This is a genomic window from Asanoa ferruginea (assembly GCF_003387075.1).
GTDB lineage: Bacteria > Actinomycetota > Actinomycetes > Mycobacteriales > Micromonosporaceae > Asanoa > Asanoa ferruginea.
The window spans coordinates 8,648,129-8,672,643 of the sequence record NZ_QUMQ01000001.1 but is presented as its reverse complement, the minus strand read 5'-3'; the positions used below and the strand labels follow the sequence as shown (position 1 = coordinate 8,672,643).

The following is a 24,515-nucleotide window of genomic DNA, read 5'->3' as shown; positions in this document are numbered from 1 at the left end:
CGTCGCCGCCGATTCACCCGGATGGATGACGGGGTTTTCGATCGTTGTTTCGGTCAGCGCGGCAGAGATCGGGGCCGACTCGATGGGCTCGGCCGTCGCCTGTGCCGCGGCGAGGGCGTCGAGCGCCGATCCCGGCACCTCGTCGCCAGGGGGGCGCTGCCCTGGCACGGCGAATGCGGGCTCGCTCTGGTCGGGCTGGGGTTGGGGCTGCATGCGGTGTCCTCCGTCCGCTCCGTAACGACACCCGGCCGGGCGATGCCAGGATGGGGCGCGCCGGACGGGTGGGGGAGACGGGACGCGACTGCCGGAACGGAACGCGTCGGACCCGTGCGCCGGCGCAGAAAGTGAGCCGGGGACGGGTGTCGGCACGGACGCGCGGGGATAAGGCAGGGAAGCGCCCCGCCGGTGAGGAAAACCCGGGCGGCGCACGCACAAACTACCGCCCACGGCGCCCGAGCACAGCCCCCGATTTCGCTCAGATATCCCCCGGAACGTCGCCGGGCGCGGGTGAGGAAGAATTGTCCGGGTGGCCGCAACCGAAGACCGTCTCGACCCGGCGATCGCCGCCCGCTTGAAGCGCACCGCCGACGGGCTGGTGCCGGCTGTCGTGCGCCGGCACGACGACGGTGAGGTGCTGATGCTCGCCTGGATGAACGACGAGGCCCTGCACCGCACGCTCACCACCGGCCGGGCCACCTACTGGTCGCGCAGCCGCAACGAGCTCTGGGTCAAGGGCGCCACCTCCGGCAACCACCAGTTCGTCAAGGCCGCCTCCCTCGACTGCGACGGCGACACCATCCTGCTGACCGTCGAGCAGGTCGGCCCGGCCTGCCACACGGGCACGCCCACCTGCTTCTCCGACGAGTTGCCGGTGCGGGCATGACCACCGGCGCGGTCACACCGACCCTGGCGGAGTTCGCCGACCAGGCCCGCTCGGGCCGGGTCGTCCCGGTCACCCGGCGGCTGCTGGCCGACGGCGAGACCCCGGTCGGCGTCTACCGCAAGCTGGCCGGCGGCCCGGGCACCTTCCTGCTGGAGTCGGCCGAGCAGGGCGCCGGCAGCGCCGGCACGGCCTGGTCCCGCTATTCGTTCATCGGCGTCCGCAGCGCGGCCACGCTGGTCGAGCGCGGCGGCCGGGCCGAGTGGCTGGGCAGCCCGCCCGAGGGCGTGCCGACCACCGGCGACCCGGTCGACGTGCTGCGGGCGACGGTCGACGCGCTCACCGGCCGGCGGCACGACCCCGACGGCCCGCCGCTGACCGGTGGCATGGTCGGCTACCTGGCCTACGACCTGGTGCGCCGCTTCGAGAAGCTGCCTGAGCTGGCCGACGACGACCTCGGCGTCCCCGAGCTGGGCATGATGCTGGCGACCGACCTGGTGGTGCTCGACCACTACGCCGGCTCCGCGATCCTGGTCGCCAACGCGATCCTGCCCCCGGAAGGCCCGGGAGGCCCGGAAGCCGATGAGAAGGCGGTCGCCGCCGCCTACCACCACGCGGTGGGCCGGCTCGACGCGATGACCTCGGCGCTGTCCCGGCCAACCCCGCCGATGATCTCCACGATCGATCGCCCGCCGGCCGAGCCCCGGCTGGAGAGCCGCACGCCGGAGGGCGGCTACCCCAAGGCGGTGGAGCTGGCCAAGGAGGCGATCCGGGCCGGCGAGTGCTTCCAGATCGTCGTCTCGCAGCGCTTCGAGCGCCGCACCAACGCCGACCCGCTCGACGTCTACCGGGTGTTGCGCACCACCAACCCCAGCCCTTACATGTATCTGCTGCGCTTCGACGACTTCGACATCGTCGGCTCGTCGCCGGAGGCGCACCTCAAGGTCAGCGACGGCCGGGCGCTGCTGCACCCGATCGCCGGCACCCGGCCGCGCGGGCGCGACCCGCAGCACGACGGGCAGCTCGCGACCGAGTTGCTGGGCGACCCCAAGGAGCGGGCCGAGCACGTGATGCTGGTCGATCTCGGCCGCAACGACCTGGGCCGGGTCTGCGTGCCGGGCACGGTCGAGGTGCCGGAGTTCGCCACCATCGAGCGCTACAGCCACGTCATGCACATCGTCTCGACCGTGGTCGGGCAACTCCGCGACGACCAGAGCGCGTTCGACGCTCTGGCGGCCACGTTCCCGGCGGGCACGCTGTCGGGCGCGCCGAAGGTCCGGGCGATGGAGATCATCGAGGAGCTCGAGCCGACCCGGCGCGGTGTCTACGGCGGGACCGTGGGCTATCTGGGCTTCGGCGGCGACCTCGACATGGCGATCGCGATCCGCACCGCGCTGATCCGCGACGGCCGCGCCTACGTGCAGGCGGGCGCCGGCATCGTCGCCGACTCCGACCCGGCCGCCGAGGAGCGCGAGACCCAGAACAAGGCCGCCGCGGTGCTGGCCGCCATCACCGCCGCCGAGACCCTTCGGGCCGCGCGATGAAGAACCCCCGGCGGCAGCTCACGATGGCGGTGCTGTTCTGCGTGGTCGGCGCTGGGCTCGCGTTCATCGCGGCGGGCCGCACCTGGGAGACCGGCTACACGCACAGCGTGTCGCCGCTGCCACCGTCGAGCTTCAACCAGTCCGGCGGCGACCTGATCCCCGGCCTGTCGGCGCTGGCGATCGTGGGGCTGGCCGGCGCCGGCGCGCTGCTCGCCACCCGCGGGCTGGGTCGCGGCGCCGTCGGCGTACTCGTGCTGCTTGTCGGTGTGGCCCTGGTGGGTCTCGCGCTCGACCGGGCGTTCGACGCCAGCACCGCGTGGCCGGCCCTGACCGTGGTCGGCGGGGTGCTGGTGGTGGTCGGTGGGCTGGCCGCCGTCGTGGCCGGGCACCGCTGGCCGGGCATGGGCGCGCGCTACGACCGGTCGCCGGACAAGAGCTCTACCGGGGGTACGACCGACGCCTGGAACGCCCTCGACCGCGGTGAGGACCCGACGGTCAGGTGAGCGAGCGGGCCGTGGCCTTCCGGCGCGGCGGCATCGTCACGATCATCGCTACGTGACGTCGGACCTCGTCGCGCTGATCGGCCCGCGCCCGGTCGGCGCAGATCGCCTCCCAGGCGTTGCCCCGCGCCGTGCGCATGCGCTCGCCGACGACGACCCGCTGCGCGGTGTCGATGACGCCGAATGCCGCCGAGAGGACAGCCCGCGGAAGGTCCGCGATCCCGCCTTGCTGCCGTGACAGTGTGTCGTCCATGCCCCGCCCCGATGAACAAGTCCCCTGTGGTCGGTGCGCTAATGGCACCGTCGACCAGTTTGCCCGACCACATCCTCCCGGAGGGCTGTTTCGCCAGAGTGTCCGCCCCGTGGCGAATGCGGCCTGCGTCACCGGGGTGAGCAGCCGGCGGAGCACCACGTAACCAGGCCCCCGGGGGCCCACGCCGGGACGGGCCGGGCATTATGCCCGACCACGCGGCGTGAGACGGCCCATACCCCGGACGCCGTCCGCGGTCCGGCGGGCCATAGCATCGGGCGCATGACACCCGGAAAGGGGAGTCCGTTGGTGAGTGCTGATCAACCGCAGGGTGACGACGGCGCCAACCCGGCGACGCCGGTGAGTGTCCTCGACGAAATCATCGCGGGCGTGCGCGAAGACGTCGAAAGTCGGCAGCAGCAGGTCCCGCTCGACGAGGTCAAACGCCTCGCCGCGGCCGCGCCGCCGGCCCGTGACGCCCATGCCGCGCTGCGCCGCCCCGGCGTCGCGGTGATCGCCGAGGTCAAGCGCGCCTCGCCGTCCCGTGGGCAGCTCGCCGACATCCCGGACCCCGCCGACCTGGCCAGTGAATACGCGGGCGGTGGCGCCCGCTGCATCAGCGTGCTGACCGAGGGCCGCTGGTTCGGTGGCTCCCTCGAAGACCTGGCCGCCGTGCGGGCCGCCGTCAACGTGCCGGTGCTCCGCAAGGACTTCGTCGTCTCCAGTTATCAGGTGCACGAGGCGCGGGCGCACGGCGCCGACATGGTGCTGCTGATCGTCGCCGCGCTCGAGCAGAACGTGCTGACCGGTCTGCTGGAGCGGATCGAGTCGCTCGGCATGACCGCCCTGGTCGAGGTGCACGACGAGGAAGAGGCCGACCGGGCTCTCGAGGCCGGCGCGCGGGTGATCGGGGTCAACGCCCGTGACCTGCGCACTCTCGAGGTCGACCGGTCGGTGTTCGAGCGGATCGCCCCTGGGCTGCCCAACAACGTCGTCAAGATCGCTGAATCGGGCGTACGCGGACCGCACGACCTCATCCGCTACGCCTCCGCCGGCGCCGACGCGGTGCTGGTCGGCGAGGGCCTGGTGACCCAGAAGAGCCCCCGCGACGCGGTCGCCGAGCTGGTCAACGCCGGCAACCACCCCGCGACTCCGAGGCCGGTGCGATGACTGACCTGTTGCTGCCCGACGCCACCGGGCACTTCGGGCCCTTCGGCGGCCGGTTCATCCCGGAGGCGCTGGTCGCCGCGCTCGACGAGCTCGACGCCGCCTACCGCAGCGCCAAGGCCGACCCCGAGTTCGTGGCCGAGTTCGACCGGCTGCTCCGCGAATACGCGGGCGCTCCGTCGATGCTCTACGAGGCCGGCCGGTTGAGCGCTCACGTGGGCGCGCGGATCCTGCTCAAGCGCGAAGACCTGCTGCACACCGGCGCGCACAAGGTGCGCAACGTGCTCGGCCAGGCGCTGCTCACCAAGCGGATGGGCAAGCGCCGGGTGATCGCCGAGACCGGCGCCGGCCAGCACGGGGTGGCCGCCGCGACCGCCGCCGCCTATCTCGACCTCGAGTGCGTGGTCTACATGGGCGAGCTCGACACCGAGCGGCAGGCGCTCAACGTCGCCCGGATGCGGATGCTGGGCGCCACGGTCATCCCGGTGACCAACGGTTCCCGCACCCTCAAGGACGCGCTCAACGAGGCCCTTCGCGACTGGGTCGCCTCGGTCGACGAAACCCACTACCTCCTGGGTACGGCGGCCGGCCCGCACCCGTTCCCGGAGCTCGTCCGCGACTTCGTCTCCGGCATCGGCCGGGAGGCCCGCGCGCAGTCGCTCGAAACGCTCGGCGGGCTGCCCGACGCGGTCACCGCCTGCGTCGGCGGCGGCTCCAACGCGATCGGCATCTTCCACGCGTTCGTCCCCGACGAGTCGGTCCGGCTCTACGGCTTCGAGGCCGGCGGCGACGGGGTGGCCACCGGCCGCACCGCGGCGTCGATCACGGCGGGCTCGAAGGGCGTGCTGCACGGCGCCCGCACCTACGTGCTCCAGGACGCCGACGGGCAGACCCTGGAGTCGCACTCGATCTCGGCCGGCCTCGACTACCCGGCCGTCGGCCCGGAGCACGCCTGGCTGCACGACACCGGGCGGGCGACCTACCTGCCGGTCGACGACGCCGAGGCGATGAGCGCGTTCCAGCTCCTCTGCCGCACCGAGGGGATCATCCCGGCGATCGAGAGCGCCCACGCGCTGGCCGGCACGCTGCGGATCATCCCGGAGCTGACCGAGACCCTCGGCCGCCAGCCGACCATCGTGGTCAACCTGTCCGGCCGCGGCGACAAAGACGTGCACACCGCCGGCAACTACTTCGGGATCTTGTAAATGAGCATTGCTGTCGCGTTCGAGAAGGCCCGCGCCGAAGGCCGGGCGGTGCTGGTCGGCTGCATGCCGATCGGTTTCCCCACCGTCGACGGCAGCATCGCCGCGATGAAGGCGATGGTCGAGTCCGGCGTCGACGTCATCGAGTTGGAGATCCCCTACAGCGACCCGGTGATGGACGGCCCGGTGATCCAGAAGGCCAGCGACATCGCACTGGCCGGCGGAGTCCGGGTGGCCGACACGATGCGGGTCGTCGAGGCCGTCGCCGCCACGGGCGCACCGGTGGTCACGATGACCTACTGGAACCCCATCGAGCAATACGGTGTCGACCGGTTCGCGCGCGACTACGCCGCCGCCGGTGGCACCGGGCTGATCACGCCCGACCTGATCCCCGACGAGGCGCACGACTGGCTGGCCGCCTCCGACGCGCACGGGCTCGACCGCACGTTCCTGGTCTCGCCCTCGTCGACCGACGCCCGACTGGCGATGACCGTGGCGCACTGCCGCGGCTTCGTCTACGCCACCGCGCTGATGGGCGTCACCGGCGCCCGCGAGCAGACCTCGACGGCCGCACCGGCCCTGGTCGCGCGGATCCGCGCGGTCAACTCCGAGCTGCCGGTCGGTGTCGGGCTCGGCGTCCGCGACGGTGCGCAGGCCGCCGAGGTCGGCTCGTTCGCCGACGGGGTGATCGTCGGCAGCGCGCTGGTCCGCTGCGTGCTCGACGCCGACGACGAGGCGTCGGGCCTGGCATCGCTGCGGCAGTTGTCGGCGGAACTGGCCGCCGGGGTGCGTGGGGTCAACCGCTGAGGGATCAGCCGGCCAGACCGACTCAGCCGGCCAGACCGACCACGACGTCCTGGCTGGCCTGGTCGGCCGTGTCGCCGGCGTCGGGATAGTCGGGCTCGGGATCGCGCTCGACCCGCGACAGCACGCCGGCCCGGCCGGCAACCGCGTCGGCGATCGCCATGCGGGTGGTCGGCGTCATCGGCTGTGGCAGGTCGTCGGTGTCGTGCCAGCTCAGCCGACAGATCCGCTGCGGCGTGTGTAACAGGGCCTCGCCGCGGGCGTCGTGACACCGGAACACGTGCACCACGAGTTCGGGCAGATCCTGCCCGCACAACTCGTAGATGCCGACCAGGTCGATGATCTCGACATCCGTGCCGATCTCCTCGCGTACGTCGCGACCGATGGCATGGATGGGACTCTCGTTCTCACGGACCTTCCCGCCCGGCAGCCCCCACCGGCGGTGTCCCTGGCTCTGCTGGCAGAGCAGCACGCGGCCGGCGTCGTCGGTGACGATCGCGGCGACCGCGGATGTGAGGGAGTTCATACCCTTGGACCGTACGCCGCGAGCGCGCGAACGTCAGCCGTCGTGCCGGCTCATCGCTCGATGCGTGCGGTGTCCGGATAGATCCGGGACGAACCCGGGGTGCCGCTTGCACCATGCGCGACGGTACCGTGTTGTCCCGTGACCCTCGCCGCGATTCCGAGCCCCACTCACGCCGTGTGGCAGATCGGCCCGGTTCCGATCCGGGCATATGCCCTCTGCATCATCCTGGGCATCATCGCCGCCGCCGTCGTGGCCGAATACCGGCTCCGCCAGCGCGGCGCGCACAAGTGGGCGATCCTCGACATCGCGGTGTGGGCGGTGCCGTTCGGCATCATCGGCGCCCGGATCTATCACGTGATCACTTCGCCCGGCGCCTACTTCGGCGAGGGCGGTGACCCGCTCGAGGCCCTCCAGATCTGGAAGGGTGGCCTGGGCATCTGGGGTGCGGTGGCCGGCGGCGGCGTCGGCGCGTGGCTGGGTGCCCGCCAGCTCGGCCTGCCGCTGACCGTGGTCGCCGACGCGCTCGCGCCCGGGCTCCCGCTGGCCCAGGGCATCGGCCGGCTCGGCAACTGGTTCAACAACGAGCTCTACGGCCGGCAGACGACCCTGCCGTGGGGCCTCGAGGTGCACGAGATGGACTCGGCCGGCCGGCCCACGCTGGTCGACGGCGAGCCGGTGCTGCGCCCTGGGCTCTACCAGCCGACGTTCCTCTACGAGCTGGTCTGGGACGTGCTCATCGCCGGCGTGGTGATCGCCCTCGACCGCAAGTTCAAGTTCGGCAAGGGGCGCGCCTTCGCGGTGTACGTGATGGGCTACACCCTCGGCCGGTTCTTCATCGAGATCCTCCGCGACGACACGGCGACACACATCGCCGGTGTGCGGATCAACGTCTTCGTCGCCGCGATCGTGTTCGTCGGCGCGCTGATCTACTTCCTGCGGGTCAAGGGCCCGCGCGAATACGTCATCCCGACCGGTCTCGACGTGCCCACCCCGGCGCCGGCCGCCGGCGACATCTCCACCGTCGACGTCTCGTCGAAGCCAACCGCCGCGGCGATCCCGACCGGCTACCGGGTGGTCAGCGAAGAGCAGTTCCGGGCCTACCAGGAGACCGGCGCGGTGCCCGACGATGACCCGGACGGGGTCGTCGTGGCCGCGACGGACGGCGAGTCCGCCGACGCCGGCACCGACGACCCGGATGATGAGCACGACAGCGACACCACGGCCGCCGGCGCGGGCAGCCGCGCCGACGACCGCTGATCCGACCAACCACCCCGGAGAGGCGGTGCCATGCGTACGGCCGTGGTGGTGGGCGCTGGCATCGGCGGCCTGGCGGCGGCCGGGGCGCTGGCCCGGTCAGGTTGGCAGGTCACCCTCCTCGAGCAGGCCGACCGGGTGCGCCCGGGCCGCACCGCGCTGGTGCTCTGGCCCAACGGCATCCGGGCCCTGCGCGCCCTCGGGCTCGGTGACGGCCTCGACGCGATCGGCACCCCGCTCGGCGAGACCGGCGTCCGGCGCCCCGACGGCCACTGGCTGGTGCAGCCGCGGCCCGTCGCGGCCCACCGCGCGCCGGTCGTCGTGCACCGCGAAGACCTCCACGACGCGCTGATCGCCGGGCTCGGCGACCGCATCGACATCCGCACCGGCATCCAGGTCGGCGACGTGCGCATCGGCGACAGCGAGCGGCCCGTGGTCACCGCCGGCCGGCAGCCGTTCGCGGCCGACCTGGTGGTCGCCGCCGACGGCATCGACAGCGCGGTCCGGTCCCGCCTCGCGCCGGAGTCGGCCGTGGTCAGCTCCGGCTGCACGGCCTGGCGCGCGGTCATCCCGTGGTACCGGGCACCGAAGAGCCTCGCCGGCCGCCCGGTCGGTGGCGAGACGCTGGGCGCCGGCTACCGGTTCGTGGCCGCGTCGCTGGGCGAGCGCGGCTCCTCGGGCGGCTCCACCCGCGGTGGCGTCTACTGGGTCGCCACCGCCGCCGGTGCGCCCCGCCCCGAGCCGCCGCCGACCCAACTCGGCCTGCTCCGCCGGTGGTATGCCGGCTGGCCCGAGCCGATCGCCGACCTGCTCGAGGCGACCGAGCCCGACGACCTGGTGCAGCAGGAGGTGCGCGAGTTGCGCCCGCTGCCGCGCTCCTACTCGTTCGCGTCCGGGCCGGGCGGCGTGGTGCTGCTCGGCGACGCCGCCCACGCCATGCCCCATCACCTCGGCCAGGGCGCCTGCCTCGCGTTCGAAGACGCGGCCACGCTCGCGGGCGCGGTCCGCGACGCGACGCCGGGCCTCGCGCTGCGCCGGGCCATCGAGGGCTACGACCGGGAGCGCCGGCCGCGCGCCGCGACGATGGTGCGGCAGACCCGGCGGATGTCGGCGGTGCTACAGACCCGCGGCCGGCTCGCCCTGCGGGCCCGCGACGCGGCGCTCGGCCAGATCACCCCGCGCCTGATGGGCAGCGCCGCGACCACCGCCGCACAGTGGCGGCCCCCCGCGTGACCGATCAGTAAGCGGCCGAGCAACCCGGCCCAGGGGGGCCGAACGTGCCATAACCCCACGGTCGCCGGGCGGGCAGACTACCGGCTACCGAAACAGGGGGTTCGTGCGTGGAAGACGGCGGGGCAGGGGCGGCGGTCGACGGGCAACGCCCGGTCCGCGCCGAAGCCTGTCTGCTCGGCCCGGTGCGGCTGCTGGCGGACGGCGTCGACGTGCCCCTCCCGGCGGCCGCGCGCGACCTGCTCGGTGTGCTCGCGCTCCGTCCAGGTGAGACGGTCCCGGCCGACCAGCTCGGCAGCGCACTGTGGACGGTGCCACGGCAACGCGGTGCCGGCGCCGGCGACCGGCTCGACGCCGCCGCGGCCGCGCTCACCGAGGCGCTGACCGACGCGGGCCTGCCGGAGCTGCTCGGTCGCGTGCCCGACGGCTACGTGCTCCGGCTGCCCGGCCGGGCCGTCGACGCCAGCCGCTTCACCCACCTGCTGCGCCGCGCCCGCGAGCTGATGACCGACGGCGACCTGGCCGGCGCGTCCGCCCGGTTCGCCACCGGGCTGCGGCTCTGGCAGGTCGACCTCGACGGCGACCCGCTGGCCGGCAGCGCGGTCAACCCGCTCGGCTGGGTCCAGGCCGAGCGCACCCGGCTGGTGCAGATGCGCGCCGCCGCGATCGAAGACCGCTGGGAGTGCCTGCTGCGCCGGGTGGCCGCCGCGCTGACCGCGGCCGGCGCGCCCGCCGCCGACCCCGAGACGGTGGCCGCCGGCACGGCCGCGATCACCGCCGCCGAGGAGGCGGTCGCCGGCCTCGAACACGCGCTCGACCGGCACCCGCTGCGCGAGCGGCTCTGGGAGCTGTTGCTGACCGCGACCGCGTTCGCCCGCGGCCGGCGCGCGGCGGCCGCGGTCTACGACCGGGCGGTGCTCGCCGTCGCCGACAACCTCGGCGTCGAGCCGGGCCGTCGGCTCGGCGAGATCGCCGCCCTGGTCCGGTCCGGTGGGCTGGCGAGCTGGTGGGAGCAACCCGAGCCGTGCCCCGAGCCGGCGCCGGTCGTGGCCGCGCCGTCCCGCACCGGGCTGCCGGTGCCGCTGACCCCGCTGATCGGGCGCGACCGGCTGGCCGGGCAGGTCAACGGCCGGCTGGCCGACGAGCGGCTGGTCACCCTGACCGGGCCGGGCGGCAGTGGCAAGACCCGGCTCGCGGTCGCGGTCGCCGCCGACCGGGCACCGGTCTGGTTCGTCGACCTGAGCGTGGTCGACGAGCCGGCGCGGGTGGCCGTCGCGGTCGCGGCGGCGCTGGGCGTACGCGACGAGCCGGGCCGGCCGATCGCCGACACGCTGGCCAACGCGCTGGGCACCGGCGACGGGCTGCTGCTGCTCGACAACTGCGAACACGTCGTGGCCGGCGCCGCCGAACTCGCCGGCATCCTGCTCGACCGGTGCCCGTTGCTGCGCATCCTGGCCACCAGCCGGATCGCGCTGCGGCTGCCGACCGAGGTGACCGTGCCGGTGCCGCCGCTGGCCGGCCCGGCGCCCGAGGGCAACCACACGATCGCCGGGCTGGCCGCCCATCCCGCGAGCCGGCTCTTCCTGGAGCGCGCCCGGGCCCGGGCCGGCCGCCCGGTGCCCGAGTCCGACGCCGACGCGGTGGCCCGGCTCTGCGCCGAGCTCGACGGGCTGCCGCTGGCGATCGAGCTCGCCGCCGCGCGTACCCCCGTGTTGTCGGTGTCGGAGATCGTCGCCCGGCTGTTGGCCGACCACAGCGTGCTGCGCAGCCCCGACCCGACCGCCCCGGCCCGGCACCGCACCCTGGCGGCCGCCGTCGAGTCCAGTGTGGACCAGCTCGACCCGCCCGCCCGCGCGCTCTTCGACCGGCTCGCGGTGTTCGCCGGCGGCTTCGACGCGGAAGCGGCCGTGGCGGTCGCCGGCCCGGCCGCGGCCGAAGGGCTGGTCGCGCTCGTCGAGGCGTCGCTGGTCGAGGCGCAGCGGCCCGGTGCCGACGCGCGCTACCGGATGCTGATGCCGATCCACTGGCACGCCCTGGCCCGGCTGCGCGGCGCGGGGGAGGAGGGCGCGGCCCGGCGGGCACACGCCCGGCACTTCCTGGCGCTGGCCGAGCGCGCCGGTGGCGGGCTGCGCGGCTCGGCGCAGGGCTGGTGGCTCGGCCGGCTGCGCCGCGAGGCGGCCAACCTGCGCGCCGCGATGGTCTGGCTGGCCGGCCCCGGTGCCGCCGTCGAGCCGCACGGCGACCTGCGGCTGGCCGGCGCGCTGGCCAACTACTGCCGGCTGGAGGGCTACTACCGTGACGGCCGCGGCTGGCTGGTCGACGCGCTGGCCCGGCACCCCGACGCACCGGCCGCGCTACGCGCCCAGGCCCTCGCCGGCGCCGCGATGCTCTCGATGCTGCTGTGCGACTACCCGGGCGCGGCCACGCACGCGGCGGCGGCCCGCACCGCCTGCCGCGCGGCCGGCGACCCGCTGGGGGAGGCCCGGGTCGAGCTCACCCTCGGTTCGGTGGCCCGCGAGCGCGCCGAATACAAGGTCTCCGCCGCTCACCTCGACGCGGCCGCGCGGCTGTTCGCGGTGCACGGCGACGCGTGGGGGATCGCCCAGTCGGCGCTGCTGCGCGGCTTCACCGCCTGGCTCGGCACCGACCTCGACCGCGCGGAGGCGAAGCTGCGCGCCAGCCTCGACGGCTTCGAACGGCTCGGCGACCCCGAGGCGGCGGCGACCGCACTGATGAACCTCGGCGCGGTCGCGCTCTACCAGGGCGACGCCGACCGGGCCGCGTCGCTGCTCGACAGCGCCCTCGAACGCTTCTCCGCGCTGGCCTTCCCGGAGGGCCTGGGCTGGGCACACAACCTGCGCGGCCTGGTCGAGCTGCGGGCCGGCCGCACCGGCCGGGCGGTCTCCCACCTGACCCGCAGCCTGGCGACGCACCGCCAGGTCGGCGACCGCTGGCGCACCGCGAGCGTGCTGGAAGCCCTGGCCGAGGCGGCCCGGGTGGTCGGCGTGGCCGAGCGCGGGGCCGCGCTGCTCGGCGCGGCCGCGACGATCCGCACCGAGCTGGGCACCCCGGTGCCGGCCTGCGAGCTGCACGAGTTGGCCGCGACCGCGGCCGGGCTGCGGGCGCTGCTCGGCGAAGACGCCTACGCGGCGGCACACCAGGCCGGCCGGGTCGCCAACATCGACACCCTGGTCACCACCTCGGCCGAGCCGTCGGTGGTGGCCCTGCCCCGGGCCGCGACGGCCGATCCCGGTCGGTTCACTCCCAGCTGAGCGCCGGCTCGTCGGTCAGCGTCAGCCGGACCGTCGCGCTGGATCCGTTGCCGCAGGCGGGGCAGTCGCCGGTGAGCGTGGCGGCGAACCACCGCTCCACCCGCCCGTAGCCGTCGTCGTCGACGTGGGTCGACGGGACCGGACCCTGCACGGTCAGGTCGCCGCCGCAGTGCGCGCAGCGCACCGACCGGCCCGCCCGTTCCGGCCACGCCCGGCTGGTCATCAAGACCGGCCGGCCCGGCGTCAGCGGGACGAGCGCGCCGTTGGACAGCCGCACCAGGTCGCCCGGCTCGTCCAGCGGACGGGCCGGGTCCAGCAGGTCCGGGCCGAACGGCTCCGTCCGGGCCGGTGGTTCCCCGGCCAGGGCGGCACGCGCGACCTCGCGGTGCCAGTGCGCCACCCGTTCCTCGGCGATCAGCCGGAACAGCCGCTCGAGGTCGGTGTCATCGCGGCGCCGGCGGAGCAGGTCGTCGGCCGCGCCGGGCCGGATCGGGCCGGTCGGGCGGCCGTCGCGCAGCCAGACCGCGGCCCGGTCCACCGCGTAGGCCCGGGCGGCCGGGCCGAGGGGCGCCGGCGCGGTCCTGCCGGCCACACCGGAGAACCGCAGCGGCGCCCGGCCGTCCACGACCAGCGCCGCCAGCCAGGCGCGGACGGCGTCGCCCGCATGCTCGACCAGCCGCCGCACGGCGGTGGCCCCCAGGTCGGGGTCGTCGGCGCCCAGGCCCGCGGCGGCGGCCAGGACCCGGCGATAGGCCGCGTCCTCGTCGGGGCGCATGCCGAGTGACAACCGGGCGGGACTGTCGTCGGGTCCGAGCGTCTCGCGGAACGCCTCGACCAGGTCCTCACCCGCGCGGACCAGGTCGACCAGCGGCCCGGGTGCCGGTGGGTCGACGCCGGCGGCCAGGAGCACGGCGAGCAGCCGGTGTGCCAGTTCGGCGAGCGCGGTGGCCCGTGCGGCGGCGACGAGCGGGCCGCGGGCCGGATCCTGCCCGCGGGCGGTCGCGTCGAGGCGGCCCTGCTCGGCGGCGGCCGCCAGACCGATCCGCCGGGCCCAGGCGAGGTCGGTGGCGCGCGCGGCACCCGCGATGTCCCAGACGGGCGTGAGCTTGGCCGCGTGCGGGTCGGTGTGCCAGAGGTTCTCCTCGGCCAGCGACACCCGCCGGAGCAGGTCGTCGTCGCCGCCGGCGAGCCAGATCCGGATCAGTTCCCGGGCATCGGCCTCGCCGTAGTCGTAGCTGGCGGCGACCACCGGCTCCAGCATCGCGACCGCCCAGCGCAAGACCGGGCGGAGCAGCCCCGCCGGATCCGTGACCGGAGCCGGTGCCGCCGCCTCCGGCGTGGCCAGCGCCCGGCCGAGCGACCAGTGCTCGCCGTCGTTGACCGGGGTGCGGGCCCACCGGGTGAGCACGTCGCGCAGTTCCGGCACGTGGGTCAGCAGCCGCTGGTGTGCGAGCAGCGCCGACCGGGCACTGCGATCGGGCTCGACCAGCAGCCGCAGCCCGATCGCGGCCGCCGCCACCGGATCGTCCACGTCGGACAGTGCCTGGGCGGCGTCGCGGCGCAGGTAGGCGGCCGGCTCGGCGAGGAAGCCGACGATGGCGGCGACGTTGGCGCGGTCGTGCCGGCGGCGGGCCAGGCAGGACAGCAGCATCGCCCGGGCGGCCGGGTCGCGCTCCACCAGGGCGGCGGCCGCGAACGGCTCGCTGCCGACCTGCGGCGCGAACCGCAGCTCGCGGGCCGCCACCAGGCGCACTTCCGGCGAGGGATCGTCGCGCAGCAGGCGCAGGCAGGTGTCCCGGTCGGGGCGCGGCCCGCGCAACCCCTCCACCCGGATCGCCGCCGACGGGTCCGCCAGGAGCCGTGCGCTCAGCTCCGGGCGGCGCTCGGTGGACAGCACGGCGCGGACGGCACGCAGCCGCAGCCGCCCTTCGGGCTGCTCCAGCAACTCCCGGCGGAGCGGCTCGTAGGGCGTACCCAGGTAATAGAGCAAGGTGGCGACCCGGTCGTCGTCGTGTGCGAGGTCGAACGCGACCGCCCGCACCCGCGGGTCGACCCCGCTGCGCCGGCGCAGGATCCGGCCCAGCGCCTCGGCGGCGGCGTCGCCGACGTGCTCGTAAACCTCGGCCAGCCCGCCCTCGGTGCGCACCTCGCTGGTGTCGTGCAACGCCAGGTCGAGCAGGTCGTCGAACAGCCCGACCTCGCCCGAGGTGGCGGCCCGACGGATCGCCGCCAGCCGGACGGCGTCGTCCGCGTCGCGCAACGACATGCCGCCACGATAAGAGAGCTGTCCAGCTTTACGGAGCCTCGACCGCCGCGGGCTCGGCGATGCAGGCGGTGCCGACCCGCCGGAAGCCGACCTTCAAGTAGACCCGGGCCACGTCGAGGCTGCTGGCCGACAGGAACACCACGCCGGCACCCGAGTCGAGGGCCTGCCGGGCCAGCGCCAGGGTCAGCGCGGCTCCGAGCCCCCGGCGGCGGAACGCGGGCAGCGTCGCCACCCCGGCGATCTCCACCACGTCGCCGGCCCGCATGCCGATGCCGCTGGCGACCGGGCCGGTGTCGGGCAGTTCCGCCACGGCGGTGAACCGGCGCCCGGCCGCGATCGCCCGGCGCTCCTCCTCGACCGCTCCGGCGTCGAGCTCGATCCGGGTCGCGTCGCGCTCCGCGACACCGCCGGCGCCCGTTTCCGTGCCGGGTGTGCCGAATCCCACTGCCGCCACCGCGCGGGACAACTCGGTGTCCGCGGCGAAGGTGGTCGACGCCGGGTCGAGCAACCGGACGCCCGGCGGCGTCACGTCGGGCAGCTTGGCCGGGTCGAGCACCATCAGCGGGGCCTCGAGCACGGCCAGCCCGGCCGAGCGGGCGACCGCGAGCAGGTCAGGGGTGGTCTCGTGGACCCATTCGAAGGCCTCTGGCAGGCCCAACTCGCGCTGCCGGGCCCGGGCGGCCATCACGTCGGCGGCCGAGGGAGGCTCGTCACCGCCGAGGCGCGGACGGGCATAGAACGGCCAGCCGGCACCGTCCCGGACGAACAGGACGAGGCCGCCGAACTCCTCCGCATGCGCGGTGAACCGGGGCAGGCCGTCGTAGAAGGCCTCTAGCCGGTGCAGGAGTGCAGGATCGGGGATGGTCACCGCGCGAGAGTACACATCTCAGATCCTGGGCGTGTGATCAATACGTCCTGGCGGATGAGGGCCGCTATTCACGTAAACTCAGAAGACCCAGCAGGGCCGACGTCGTCCCGAACCTGAAATCTGTGTGACCAGACGACCGTGGAGGCCCGGTGGCATTCCCGCATCCCCAGGGTTTATACGACCCGGAGAACGAGCGTGACTCCTGTGGTGTCGCGTTCGTCGCCGACCTCGCCGGCCGCCGCTCCCACGATGTCGTGGCGAAGGGGCTTTCGGCGCTGTGCCGGCTCGACCACCGGGGTGCCCGAGGCGCGGAACCCAACACCGGCGACGGCGCCGGCATCATGATCCAGGTGCCCGACGAGTTCCTCCGGGCCAGCGTCGACTTCACCCTCCCGCCGGCCGGCTTCTACGCCACCGGCCTGGTGTTCCTGCCCACCGAAGACGTCGAGGCCGCCCAGGCGGTCACCGTCGTGGAGAAATACGCGATCGTCGAGGGCGCCGAGGTGCTCGGCTGGCGTGACGTGCCCGTCGAGCCCGACGGCCTGGGCACCACTGCCGAGCTGGTCCGGCCGCGCATCCGGCAGGTCTTCCTGGCCGCGCACCGGCTGCACGACGGCCCGGAGGGCCCGGCCGGCACCCCGATCAGCGGCCTCGACCTCGACCGGGTCGCCTTCTGCGTGCGCAAGCAGGCCGAGCGCGAGACGGCCGAGCGCGGAATACCGGCCTACTTCCCGAGCCTGTCCGCCCGCACCCTGGTCTACAAGGGCATGCTCACCCCCGACCAGTTGCCCGCGTTCTTCCCGGACCTGACCAACCGCCGGGTCCGCAGCGCGATCGCCCTGGTCCACTCCCGGTTCTCGACGAACACGTTCCCGTCGTGGCCGCTGGCCCACCCCTACCGCTTCATCGCGCACAACGGCGAGATCAACACCATCCGGGGCAACAAGAACTGGATGAACGCCCGCGAGGCGCTGCTCGCCTCGGCGAAGCTGCCGGGCAACATCCGCCGGCTGTTCCCGGTCTGCACGCCGGCCGCGTCCGACTCGGCCAACTTCGACGAGGTGCTCGAGCTGCTCCACCTCGCCGGCCGCGACCTGCCGCACGCCGTGCTGATGATGATCCCGGAGGCCTGGGAGAACGACACCGCGATGGACCCGGCCCGCCGGGCCTTCTACCGCTTCCACGCCAGCCTGATGGAGCCCTGGGACGGCCCGGCCTCCGTGGCGTTCAGCGACGGCACCCTGGTCGGCGCCGTGCTCGACCGCAACGGGCTGCGCCCCGGCCGCTGGTGGCGCACCGAAGACGGCCTGGTCGTGCTCGGCAGCGAGGCCGGCGTCATCGACCTCGACCCGGCCACGGTGGTCGCGAAGGGCCGGCTCCAGCCCGGCCGGATGTTCCTGGTCGACACCGCCGAGGGCCGGATCGTCGAAGACGACGAGATCAAGGCCGAGCTGGCCGCCAGCAACCCCTACGACGACTGGCTGCACGCCGGGCTGATCGACCTCGAAGACCTGCCGGCCCGCGACCACATCGTCTACACGCACGACTCGGTGCAGCGCCGGCAGCAGACGTTCGGCTACACCGAGGAAGAGCTCAAGATCCTGGTCGGCCCGATGGCGCGGTCGGGTGCCGAGCCGCTCGGCTCGATGGGCACCGACACCCCGATCGCGCCGCTGTCCACCCGGCCGCGGCTGCTCTACGACTACTTCCACCAGCTCTTCGCCCAGGTGACCAACCCGCCGCTCGACGCGATCCGCGAAGAGCTGGTGACCAGCCTGTCGTCGACCATCGGCCCGGAGGGCAACCTGCTCGACCCGGGCCCGGCGAGTTGCCGGCAGATCGTGCTGCCCCGGCCGGTGCTCGACAACGACGAGCTGGCCAAGCTGCTGTCCGTCGACGACGACGGCGACCTGCCCGGCTTCAAGGCGGTCCGGGTCTCCGGCCTCTACCCGCTGCGCAACGGCGCCGCCGGCATCAAGGCCCGGCTCACCGAGATCTGCCGGCACGTCTCCGAGGCGATCGAAGACGGCGTCCGCGTGCTGGTCCTCTCCGACCGCGACTCGACCGCCGACCTGGCGCCGATTCCGTCGCTGCTGCTCACCGCGGCCGTCCACCAGCACCTGGTGCGCGAGCAGACCCGCACCCAGGTCGCGCTGGTGGTCGAGTCCGGTGACTGTCGCGAGGTGCACCATGCGGCACTGCTCATCGGGTACGGCGCGGCGGCGCTCAACCCCTACCTCGCGTTCGAGTCGGCCGAGGACCTGATCGCGACCGGCGCGCTGACGGGGGTCGCGCCGGCCGACGCGATCCGCAACTACGTCAAGGCGCTCAGCAAGGGCGTACTCAAAATCATGTCCAAAATGGGCATCTCCACCGTCTCCTCGTACTGTGGCGCCCAGGTCTTCGAAGCCGTTGGCCTCGACGACCGGCTGGTCCAGCGCTACTTCGCCGGCACGCCCGGCCGGATCGGCGGCGCCCGGCTGGCCGACATCCACGCCGAGATCGCCGCCCGGCACGCCCGCGCCTACCCGGCCAACGAGGCCGAGCGCAGCCACCGCCGGCTCGACGTCGGCGGCGAATACCAGTGGCGCCGCGAGGGCGAGCTGCACCTGTTCAACCCGGAGACGGTGTTCCTGCTCCAGCACGCCACCCGCAGCCGGCGCGACGACATCTTCGCCCGCTACACCGCGACCGTCGACGGGCTGGCCGAGAAGGCCGGCTCGCTGCGCGGCCTGTTCCGGCTGCGCACCGGCGACCGCCCGGCGGTGCCGATCGACGAGGTCGAGCCGGTCAGCACGATCGTCAAGCGGTTCGCCACCGGCGCGATGTCCTACGGCTCGATCTCCGCGGAGGCGCACGAGACCCTCGCGGTCGCGATGAACCGCCTGGGCGGCAAGTCCAACACCGGCGAGGGCGGCGAAGACGTCGAGCGCCTCTACGACCCCGAGCGCCGCTCCGCGGTCAAGCAGGTCGCCAGCGGCCGGTTCGGCGTCACCACCGAATACCTCGTCAACGCCGACGACCTCCAGATCAAGATGGCGCAGGGCGCGAAGCCGGGCGAGGGCGGGCAGCTGCCCGGCAACAAGGTGTGGCCGTGGATCGCCAAGACCCGGCACGCCACCCCCGGCGTCGGGCTGATCTCGCCGCCGCCGCACCACGACATCTACTCGATCGAAGACCTGGCGCAGCTCGTGCACGACCTCAAGATGGTCAACCCGGCCGCCCGGGTGCACGTCAAGCTGGTCTCCGAGGTCGGGGTCGGCACCGTCGCGGCCGGCGTCGCCAAGCTCAAGGCCGACGTCATCTTGATCTCGGGCCATGACGGGGGTACGGGCGCCAGCCCGCTCAACTCGCTCAAGCACGCCGGCACCCCGTGGGAGCTGGGCCTGGCCGAGACACAGCAGACGCTGCTGCTCAACGGCCTGCGTGACCGGGTCACCGTGCAGGTCGACGGCCAGCTCAAGACCGGGCGCGACGTGATCGTCGCGGCGCTGCTCGGCGCCGAGGAGTTCGGCTTCGCCACCGCGCCGCTGATCGTGTCCGGCTGCGTGATGATGCGGGTCTGCCACCTCGACACGTGTCCGGTCGGCATCGCCACCCAGAACCCGAAGCTGCGGGAGAAGTTCACCGGCAAGCCCGAGTTCGTCGAGACGTTCTTCGAGTTCCTGGCCGAAGAGGTCCGCGGCTACCTGGCCCAGCTCGGCTTCCGCACCATCGACGAGGCCGTCGGTCACGCCGAGCTGCTCGACCTGGTGCCGGCGATCGACCACTGGAAGGCCAACGGGCTCGACCTGTCGCCGGTCCTGCACGTGCCCGACCTGCCGGCGGGCGCGGCCCGGCGGCGGATCCAGGCGCAGGACCACGGCCTGGCCAAGGCGCTCGACAACGAGCTGCTGAAGCTGGCCGAGCCGGCGCTGAAAGACGGCACGCCGGTGCGGGCCACCGTCGCGGTCCGCAACGACCAGCGCAGCGTCGGCGCGATGCTGGGCGGCGCGGTCGCCCGGCGGTTCGGCGGCGACGGGCTGCCCGACGACACGATCGAGCTCGACCTGGTCGGCACCGGCGGCCAGTCGTTCGGGGCGTTCCTGCCGCGCGGCGTGACCATCCGGCTGCACGGCGACGCCAACGACTACGTCGGCAAGGGCCTGTCCGGCGGCCGGGTCATCGTGCGCCCGCACGTCGACGCGCCGTTCGAGGCGGAGACCCAGATCATCGCCGGCAACACCATCCTCTACGGCGCGACCGGCGGCGAGCTGTTCCTGCGGGGCCGGGTCGGCGAGCGGTTCGCGGTGCGCAACTCCGGCGCCACCGCTGTGGTCGAGGGCGTCGGCGACCACGGCTGCGAATACATGACCGGCGGCACCGTCGTCGTGCTCGGCCCGACCGGGCGCAACTTCGCCGCCGGCATGTCCGGTGGCACCGCCTACCTGTGGCAGGCCGACACGACCCGGGTCAACCCGGAGCTGGTCGAGCTGACCCCGCTCACCGACGACGAGCAGGTCACCCTCCAGGAGCTGGTGCAGCGGCACTTCGAGGAGACCGACTCGGCCGTCGCCGAAGACCTGCTCAAGCGCTGGCCGGAAGCGGCCCGCGAGTTCACCGCCGTCGTGCCGCGCGACTACAAGCGCGTCATGTCGGTCATTCGGGCCGCCGAGGCTGCCGGCCATGACGTCGACGCGGCTGTCATGGAGGTAGCACGTGCCTGATCCGCAAGGTTTCCTGCACCACGACCGTCAGCTCCCCGCGCGGCGGCCGGTGCCGGTCCGCATCCAGGACTGGCGCGAGGTCTACCCGTCGGCCGACGACGGGCTGATCCGCGAGCAGGCCACCCGCTGCATGGACTGCGGCATCCCGTTCTGCCACCACGGCTGCCCGCTGGGCAACCGCATCCCGGACTGGAACGACCTGGTCCGCACCGGGCAGTGGGCGGGTGCGGCCGAGTCGCTGCACGCGACCAACAACTTCCCGGAGTTCACCGGCCGGCTCTGCCCCGCGCCGTGCGAGGCCTCCTGCGTGCTCAGCATCGCCGGCGGCGCGGCGGTGACGATCAAGCAGGTCGAGGTGGAGATCGCCAACCGGGCGTTCGAGCTCGGCCTGGTGACGCCGCAGCCGGCCGGGCACGCGTCCGGCAAGCGGGTCGCGGTGGTCGGCTCGGGCCCGGCGGGCCTGGCCGCGGCACAGCAGCTCGCCCGCGCCGGGCACGCCGTCACGGTCTTCGAGCGCGACGACCGGGTCGGCGGCCTGATGCGCTTCGGCATCCCCGACTTCAAGCTGGAGAAGGAGCACATCGACCGGCGGCTCGAGCAGCTCGTCGCCGAGGGCGTGGTCTTCGAGACCGGCGTCAACGTCGGTGTCGACGTCACCGCCGACCAGCTCCGCGCCGAATACGACGCGGTGCTGCTGGCCTGTGGCGCGCTGCTGAGCCGCGACACGCCGGCGACACCGGGGCGCGGCCTGCGCGGCGTACACCTGGCAATGGATCATCTCGTGCCCGCCAATCGGGTGGCCGCCGGGCTCCAGCAGACCACGCCGATCGACGCCGCCGGCAAGCACGTCGTGATCATCGGTGGCGGCGACACCGCGGCCGACTGCCTCGGCGTCGCCCACCGGCAGGGCGCCGCGGCGGTCTACCAGCTCGACCTCTACCCGGAGCCGCCCGCGGTCCGCGACGAGGCCCGCGACCCGTGGCCGACCTGGCCGTGGATCCTGCGCAACTACCCGGCACACGAAGAGGGCGGCGAGCGCGACTTCGCGGTCGGCGTGCAGGAGTTCGTGCACGACGGCACCGGCGCGGTGCGGGCGGTGCGGATCGCCGAGGTGTCGGTGACCAAGGTCGACGGTCACCGCCGCATCCACATCGTCCCGGGGACCGAGCGCGAGCTGCCGGCCGACCTGGTGCTGCTGGCCATCGGTTTCGACGGCACCGAGCCGCAGCCGCTGCTCGACCAGTTCGGGCTCGACCGCAACCAGCGCGGCGCGATCGACGCCCGCCCCGACTGGCAGACCGGCACCGACGGTGTGTTCGTCGCGGGCGACATGCACCGCGGCGCCTCGCTGATCGTGTGGGCGATCGCGGAGGGCCGCGCGGCCGCGTCGGCGATCCACTCCTACCTGGGCGGCGAGGGCGAGCTGCCGACGCCGGTGGACCCGGCCGCGGAGCCCCTCGCGGCCTGATCCACTGTCATTAAGTGAATACGCTACGTGATCGGATTTGGACCTTCGGCACGGATCACCCGAGGTGCCGTCGGCGGGGCTGCGCGAGTAGGCTCGCTGACGGTCACCGGCGGTAGATGACGGCGGTGACGGCAACTGTTCGGATTCCCGACAGAAGCCGGTTACGAGGACGATCCGGGAAAGAGACTAGCCTCATGGGCGTGACACGCCGCGCGAAAATTGTCTGCACGCTTGGGCCCGCAGTCGCATCACCAGAGCGGATTCGCGGTCTCGTAGACGCCGGGATGGACGTGGCACGGCTCAACTTCAGCCACGGCGACCACGCCGACCACGAAGCGGTCTACAAGCTCGTGCGCGAGGCCGCCGACGCGGCCGGCCGCGCGGTCGCGATCCTCGCCGACCTGCAAGGCCCGAAGATCCGCCTCGGCCGCTTCGCCGACGGCCCGCACATCTGGCGCACCGGCGACTCCGTCGTGATCACCAGCGACGACGTCGAGGGCACCGCCGACCGGGTCTCCTGCACCTACAAGAAGCTGCCGCAGGAGGTCAAGCCCGGCGACCGGTTGCTGATCGACGACGGCAAGGTCGCGGTCGAGGTCACCGAGGTCACCGGCAACGACATCCGGGTGCTCGTGATCGAGGGCGGCCCGGTCTCCAACAACAAGGGCGTCTCGCTGCCCAACGTCGCGGTGAGCGTGCCGGCGATGTCCGAGAAGGACACCGAAGACCTGCGCTTCGCGCTGCGCCTCGGCTGTGACCTGGTGGCGCTGTCGTTCGTCCGCTCGCCCGACGACGTCAAGCTGGTCCACCACATCATGGACGAGGTCGGCGTGCGCCGCCCGGTGCTGGCCAAGGTGGAGAAGCCCGAGGCCGTCGAGCGGCTCGAAGAGATCGTCGACGCGTTCGACGGCGTCATGGTCGCCCGCGGCGACCTGGGCGTCGAGCTTCCGCTCGACCAGGTTCCGCTGGTGCAGAAGCGCGCCGTGCAGATGTGCCGCGAAGACGCCAAGCCGGTCATCGTCGCCACCCAGATGCTCGACTCGATGATCGAAAACGCCCGCCCGACCCGCGCCGAGGCCTCCGACGTCGCCAACGCGGTGCTCGACGGCGCCGACGCGCTGATGCTCTCCGGCGAGACCAGCGTCGGCAAATACCCGGTGCTCGCGGTCAGCACGATGGCGAAGATCATCTCGACCACCGAGGGCGGCGGCATGCCGGTGCCCCGGCTCCAGCACGACCCGCGCACCCACGGCGGCGCGCTCACCATCGCGGCCTCCAACGTGGCCCGCGCGGTCGGCGCCAAGGCCATGGTCGCGTTCTCGCAGACCGGCGACACGGTCCGCCGCCTCGCCCGGCTGCACTGCGAGCTGCCGCTGCTGGCCTTCACCCCGGTCTCCGAGGTGCGTGCCCAGCTCGCGCTGTGCTGGGGTGTGGAAACCTTCCACATGCCGTTCGTGCAGCACACCGACGACATGTTCCGCCAGGTCGACCAGGCGCTGCTGGGCCTCGGCCGGGCCGAGCCGGGCGACTACGTGGTGGTCGTCGCCGGCAGCCCGCCCGGCACTCCCGGCTCGACCAACACGCTGCGCGTCCACCTGATCGGCTCGCTCGTCGACCCCGCCACCGTGGCCCGCCACACCCCGTGACCGGAGACGTCCCCATGCCCGATGGCGTGGCCTCCGGGCAGGCGGCCGTCGACTACCTGATCAGCCTGCTCGACCTGGAACGGCGCGACGACCACACGTTCGTCGGCATCACCCCGGTCGTCGGGCTCCAACGGGTCTACGGCGGCCACGTGGCCGCCCAGGCCCTGGTGGCCGCCGGCCGCACGGTCGACCCGAGCCGCACGGTGCACTCGCTGCACGGCTACTTCGTGCGGCCGGGCGAGTCGGGCCAGCCGATCGAATACCAGGTCGAGAACATCCGCGACGGCCGCTCGTTCTCGGTCCGCCGCTCGGTCGCGGTCCAGAACGGCAAGACCATCTTTTTCATGTCGGCGTCCTTCCACCGGCACGAAGAAGGCCTGGACCACCAGGCGCCGGCGCCGCTCGCGGTGCCCGGCCCCGAGGAACTGCCGACGATGCGGGAGAAGCTGGCCCGCTACCCGGAGCGGCTCGGCATCTGGACCGCGGCCCCTTGGCCGCTCGACGTCCGCTACGTCGGCGAGCCCGGCTGGGTGCCACCCGGCGACCGCCTGCCCGATCCGCACCAGCGGGTCTGGATGCGGATCGACGGCAAACTGCCCGACGACCCGCTGCTGCACGCCTGCGCGCTGGCCTACGCCTCCGACATGACGCTGCTCGACTCGGTCCTGTCGGTGCACGGCGAGGTCTGGGGCCCGGGCGGCGTGATCGGGGCCAGCCTCGACCACGCGCTGTGGTTCCACCGCCCGTTCCGGGCCGACGAATGGTTCCTCTACGACTGCTGGAGCCCCTCCGCCTCCGGCGGCCGCGGCCTGGCAACGGGCCGCATGTTCACGGTCGAGGGCGCCAACATAGCGACGGCGGTCCAGGAGGGCCTGCTCCGCCGCGTGGGTGCATGATCCTTTCGTTTCTATCCACCCGATAGGCTTAGTGCC

At 73.7% G+C, this 24,515-nt stretch carries 17 protein-coding genes; 13 read left to right on the top strand and 4 right to left on the bottom strand.

All coding sequences use genetic code 11. The features are described 5' to 3' along the window. Positions 1 to 526: 526 nt before the first annotated feature. Genes hisI through DFJ67_RS40360 form a run of 3 tightly spaced genes read left to right on the top strand, consistent with a single transcriptional unit; the run spans position 527 to position 2,927 of the window. On the top strand, positions 527 to 883 hold the full coding sequence (gene hisI / locus DFJ67_RS40370; RefSeq protein WP_308442582.1) for a phosphoribosyl-AMP cyclohydrolase: 357 nt from the start codon (positions 527 to 529) through the stop codon (positions 881 to 883). Continuing rightward, on the top strand, positions 880 to 2,424 hold the full coding sequence (locus DFJ67_RS40365) for an anthranilate synthase component I (protein ID WP_116074742.1): 1,545 nt from the start codon (positions 880 to 882) through the stop codon (positions 2,422 to 2,424). The genes hisI and DFJ67_RS40365 overlap by 4 nt, the downstream gene beginning before the upstream one ends. Then, a complete protein-coding gene (locus DFJ67_RS40360; protein WP_116074740.1) occupies positions 2,421 to 2,927 on the top strand; it encodes a Trp biosynthesis-associated membrane protein in 507 nt (168 codons plus the stop codon). Before DFJ67_RS40365 ends, DFJ67_RS40360 begins: the two co-directional genes overlap by 4 nt. Here the strand turns inward: DFJ67_RS40360 and DFJ67_RS40355 are convergent. Continuing rightward, positions 2,920 to 3,177: a hypothetical protein gene (locus tag DFJ67_RS40355; protein ID WP_409362975.1), complete on the bottom strand. Its 258-nt coding sequence runs from the start codon at positions 3,175 to 3,177 to the stop codon at positions 2,920 to 2,922. The genes DFJ67_RS40360 and DFJ67_RS40355 overlap by 8 nt on opposite strands. 306 nt (positions 3,178 to 3,483) lie before the next feature. Between DFJ67_RS40355 and trpC the strand changes: the two genes are divergently transcribed. Genes trpC through trpA form a run of 3 tightly spaced genes read left to right on the top strand, consistent with a single transcriptional unit; the run spans position 3,484 to position 6,350 of the window. Further along, positions 3,484 to 4,344 carry an indole-3-glycerol phosphate synthase TrpC gene (gene trpC, locus DFJ67_RS40350; RefSeq protein ID WP_239097539.1) on the top strand — a complete coding sequence of 287 codons (861 nt, stop codon included), beginning with the start codon at positions 3,484 to 3,486 and terminating at the stop codon, positions 4,342 to 4,344. Beyond that, the gene (trpB, locus tag DFJ67_RS40345) at positions 4,341 to 5,546 is read left to right on the top strand and encodes a tryptophan synthase subunit beta (RefSeq protein ID WP_116074736.1); all 1,206 of its coding nucleotides are present in this window, start codon (positions 4,341 to 4,343) and stop codon (positions 5,544 to 5,546) included. The genes trpC and trpB overlap by 4 nt, the downstream gene beginning before the upstream one ends. Continuing rightward, positions 5,547 to 6,350: a tryptophan synthase subunit alpha gene (trpA, locus tag DFJ67_RS40340; RefSeq protein ID WP_116074733.1), complete on the top strand. Its 804-nt coding sequence runs from the start codon at positions 5,547 to 5,549 to the stop codon at positions 6,348 to 6,350. Between the two features lie 22 nt (positions 6,351 to 6,372). On the opposite strand, the gene DFJ67_RS40335 is transcribed toward trpA, so the two are convergent. Beyond that, on the bottom strand, positions 6,373 to 6,873 hold the full coding sequence (locus DFJ67_RS40335; protein WP_116074730.1) for an NUDIX hydrolase: 501 nt from the start codon (positions 6,871 to 6,873) through the stop codon (positions 6,373 to 6,375). Between the two features lie 138 nt (positions 6,874 to 7,011). Between DFJ67_RS40335 and lgt the strand changes: the two genes are divergently transcribed. The 3 genes from lgt to DFJ67_RS40320 all read left to right on the top strand — a co-directional run bounded on the left by lgt (position 7,012) and on the right by DFJ67_RS40320 (position 12,629). Then, positions 7,012 to 8,130, top strand: a complete 1,119-nt coding sequence (lgt, locus tag DFJ67_RS40330; RefSeq protein WP_239097540.1) for a prolipoprotein diacylglyceryl transferase — start codon at positions 7,012 to 7,014, stop codon at positions 8,128 to 8,130. A 30-nt stretch (positions 8,131 to 8,160) separates the two neighbouring features. Continuing rightward, positions 8,161 to 9,360 (top strand): FAD-dependent oxidoreductase, encoded by a 1,200-nt coding sequence (locus tag DFJ67_RS40325; RefSeq protein ID WP_116074728.1) that lies wholly within the window; start codon positions 8,161 to 8,163, stop codon positions 9,358 to 9,360. A 107-nt stretch (positions 9,361 to 9,467) separates the two neighbouring features. Then, a complete protein-coding gene (locus DFJ67_RS40320; RefSeq protein WP_116074726.1) occupies positions 9,468 to 12,629 on the top strand; it encodes an AfsR/SARP family transcriptional regulator in 3,162 nt (1,053 codons plus the stop codon). Here DFJ67_RS40320 and DFJ67_RS40315 read toward each other — a convergent pair. Further along, positions 12,616 to 14,895, bottom strand: coding sequence for a hypothetical protein (locus DFJ67_RS40315; RefSeq protein ID WP_116074724.1), 2,280 nt, complete (start codon positions 14,893 to 14,895; stop codon positions 12,616 to 12,618). The genes DFJ67_RS40320 and DFJ67_RS40315 overlap by 14 nt on opposite strands. Before the next feature lie 28 nt (positions 14,896 to 14,923). Next, positions 14,924 to 15,763: a GNAT family N-acetyltransferase gene (locus tag DFJ67_RS40310; RefSeq protein ID WP_239097541.1), complete on the bottom strand. Its 840-nt coding sequence runs from the start codon at positions 15,761 to 15,763 to the stop codon at positions 14,924 to 14,926. Positions 15,764 to 15,912: 149 nt separating this feature from the next. On the opposite strand from DFJ67_RS40310, the gene gltB reads away from it, so the two are divergent. The 4 genes from gltB to DFJ67_RS40290 all read left to right on the top strand — a co-directional run bounded on the left by gltB (position 15,913) and on the right by DFJ67_RS40290 (position 24,479). Continuing rightward, on the top strand, positions 15,913 to 20,469 hold the full coding sequence (gltB, locus tag DFJ67_RS40305) for a glutamate synthase large subunit (RefSeq protein WP_116074722.1): 4,557 nt from the start codon (positions 15,913 to 15,915) through the stop codon (positions 20,467 to 20,469). Next, complete coding sequence (locus DFJ67_RS40300) at positions 20,462 to 21,937, top strand: glutamate synthase subunit beta (RefSeq protein WP_116074720.1); 1,476 nt, start codon at positions 20,462 to 20,464, stop codon at positions 21,935 to 21,937. The genes gltB and DFJ67_RS40300 overlap by 8 nt, the downstream gene beginning before the upstream one ends. Positions 21,938 to 22,131: 194 nt before the next feature. After that, positions 22,132 to 23,583: a pyruvate kinase gene (pyk, locus tag DFJ67_RS40295; RefSeq protein ID WP_116074718.1), complete on the top strand. Its 1,452-nt coding sequence runs from the start codon at positions 22,132 to 22,134 to the stop codon at positions 23,581 to 23,583. Between the two features lie 14 nt (positions 23,584 to 23,597). Further along, the gene (locus DFJ67_RS40290) at positions 23,598 to 24,479 is read left to right on the top strand and encodes an acyl-CoA thioesterase (protein WP_116077223.1); all 882 of its coding nucleotides are present in this window, start codon (positions 23,598 to 23,600) and stop codon (positions 24,477 to 24,479) included. Positions 24,480 to 24,515: the final 36 nt, after the last annotated feature.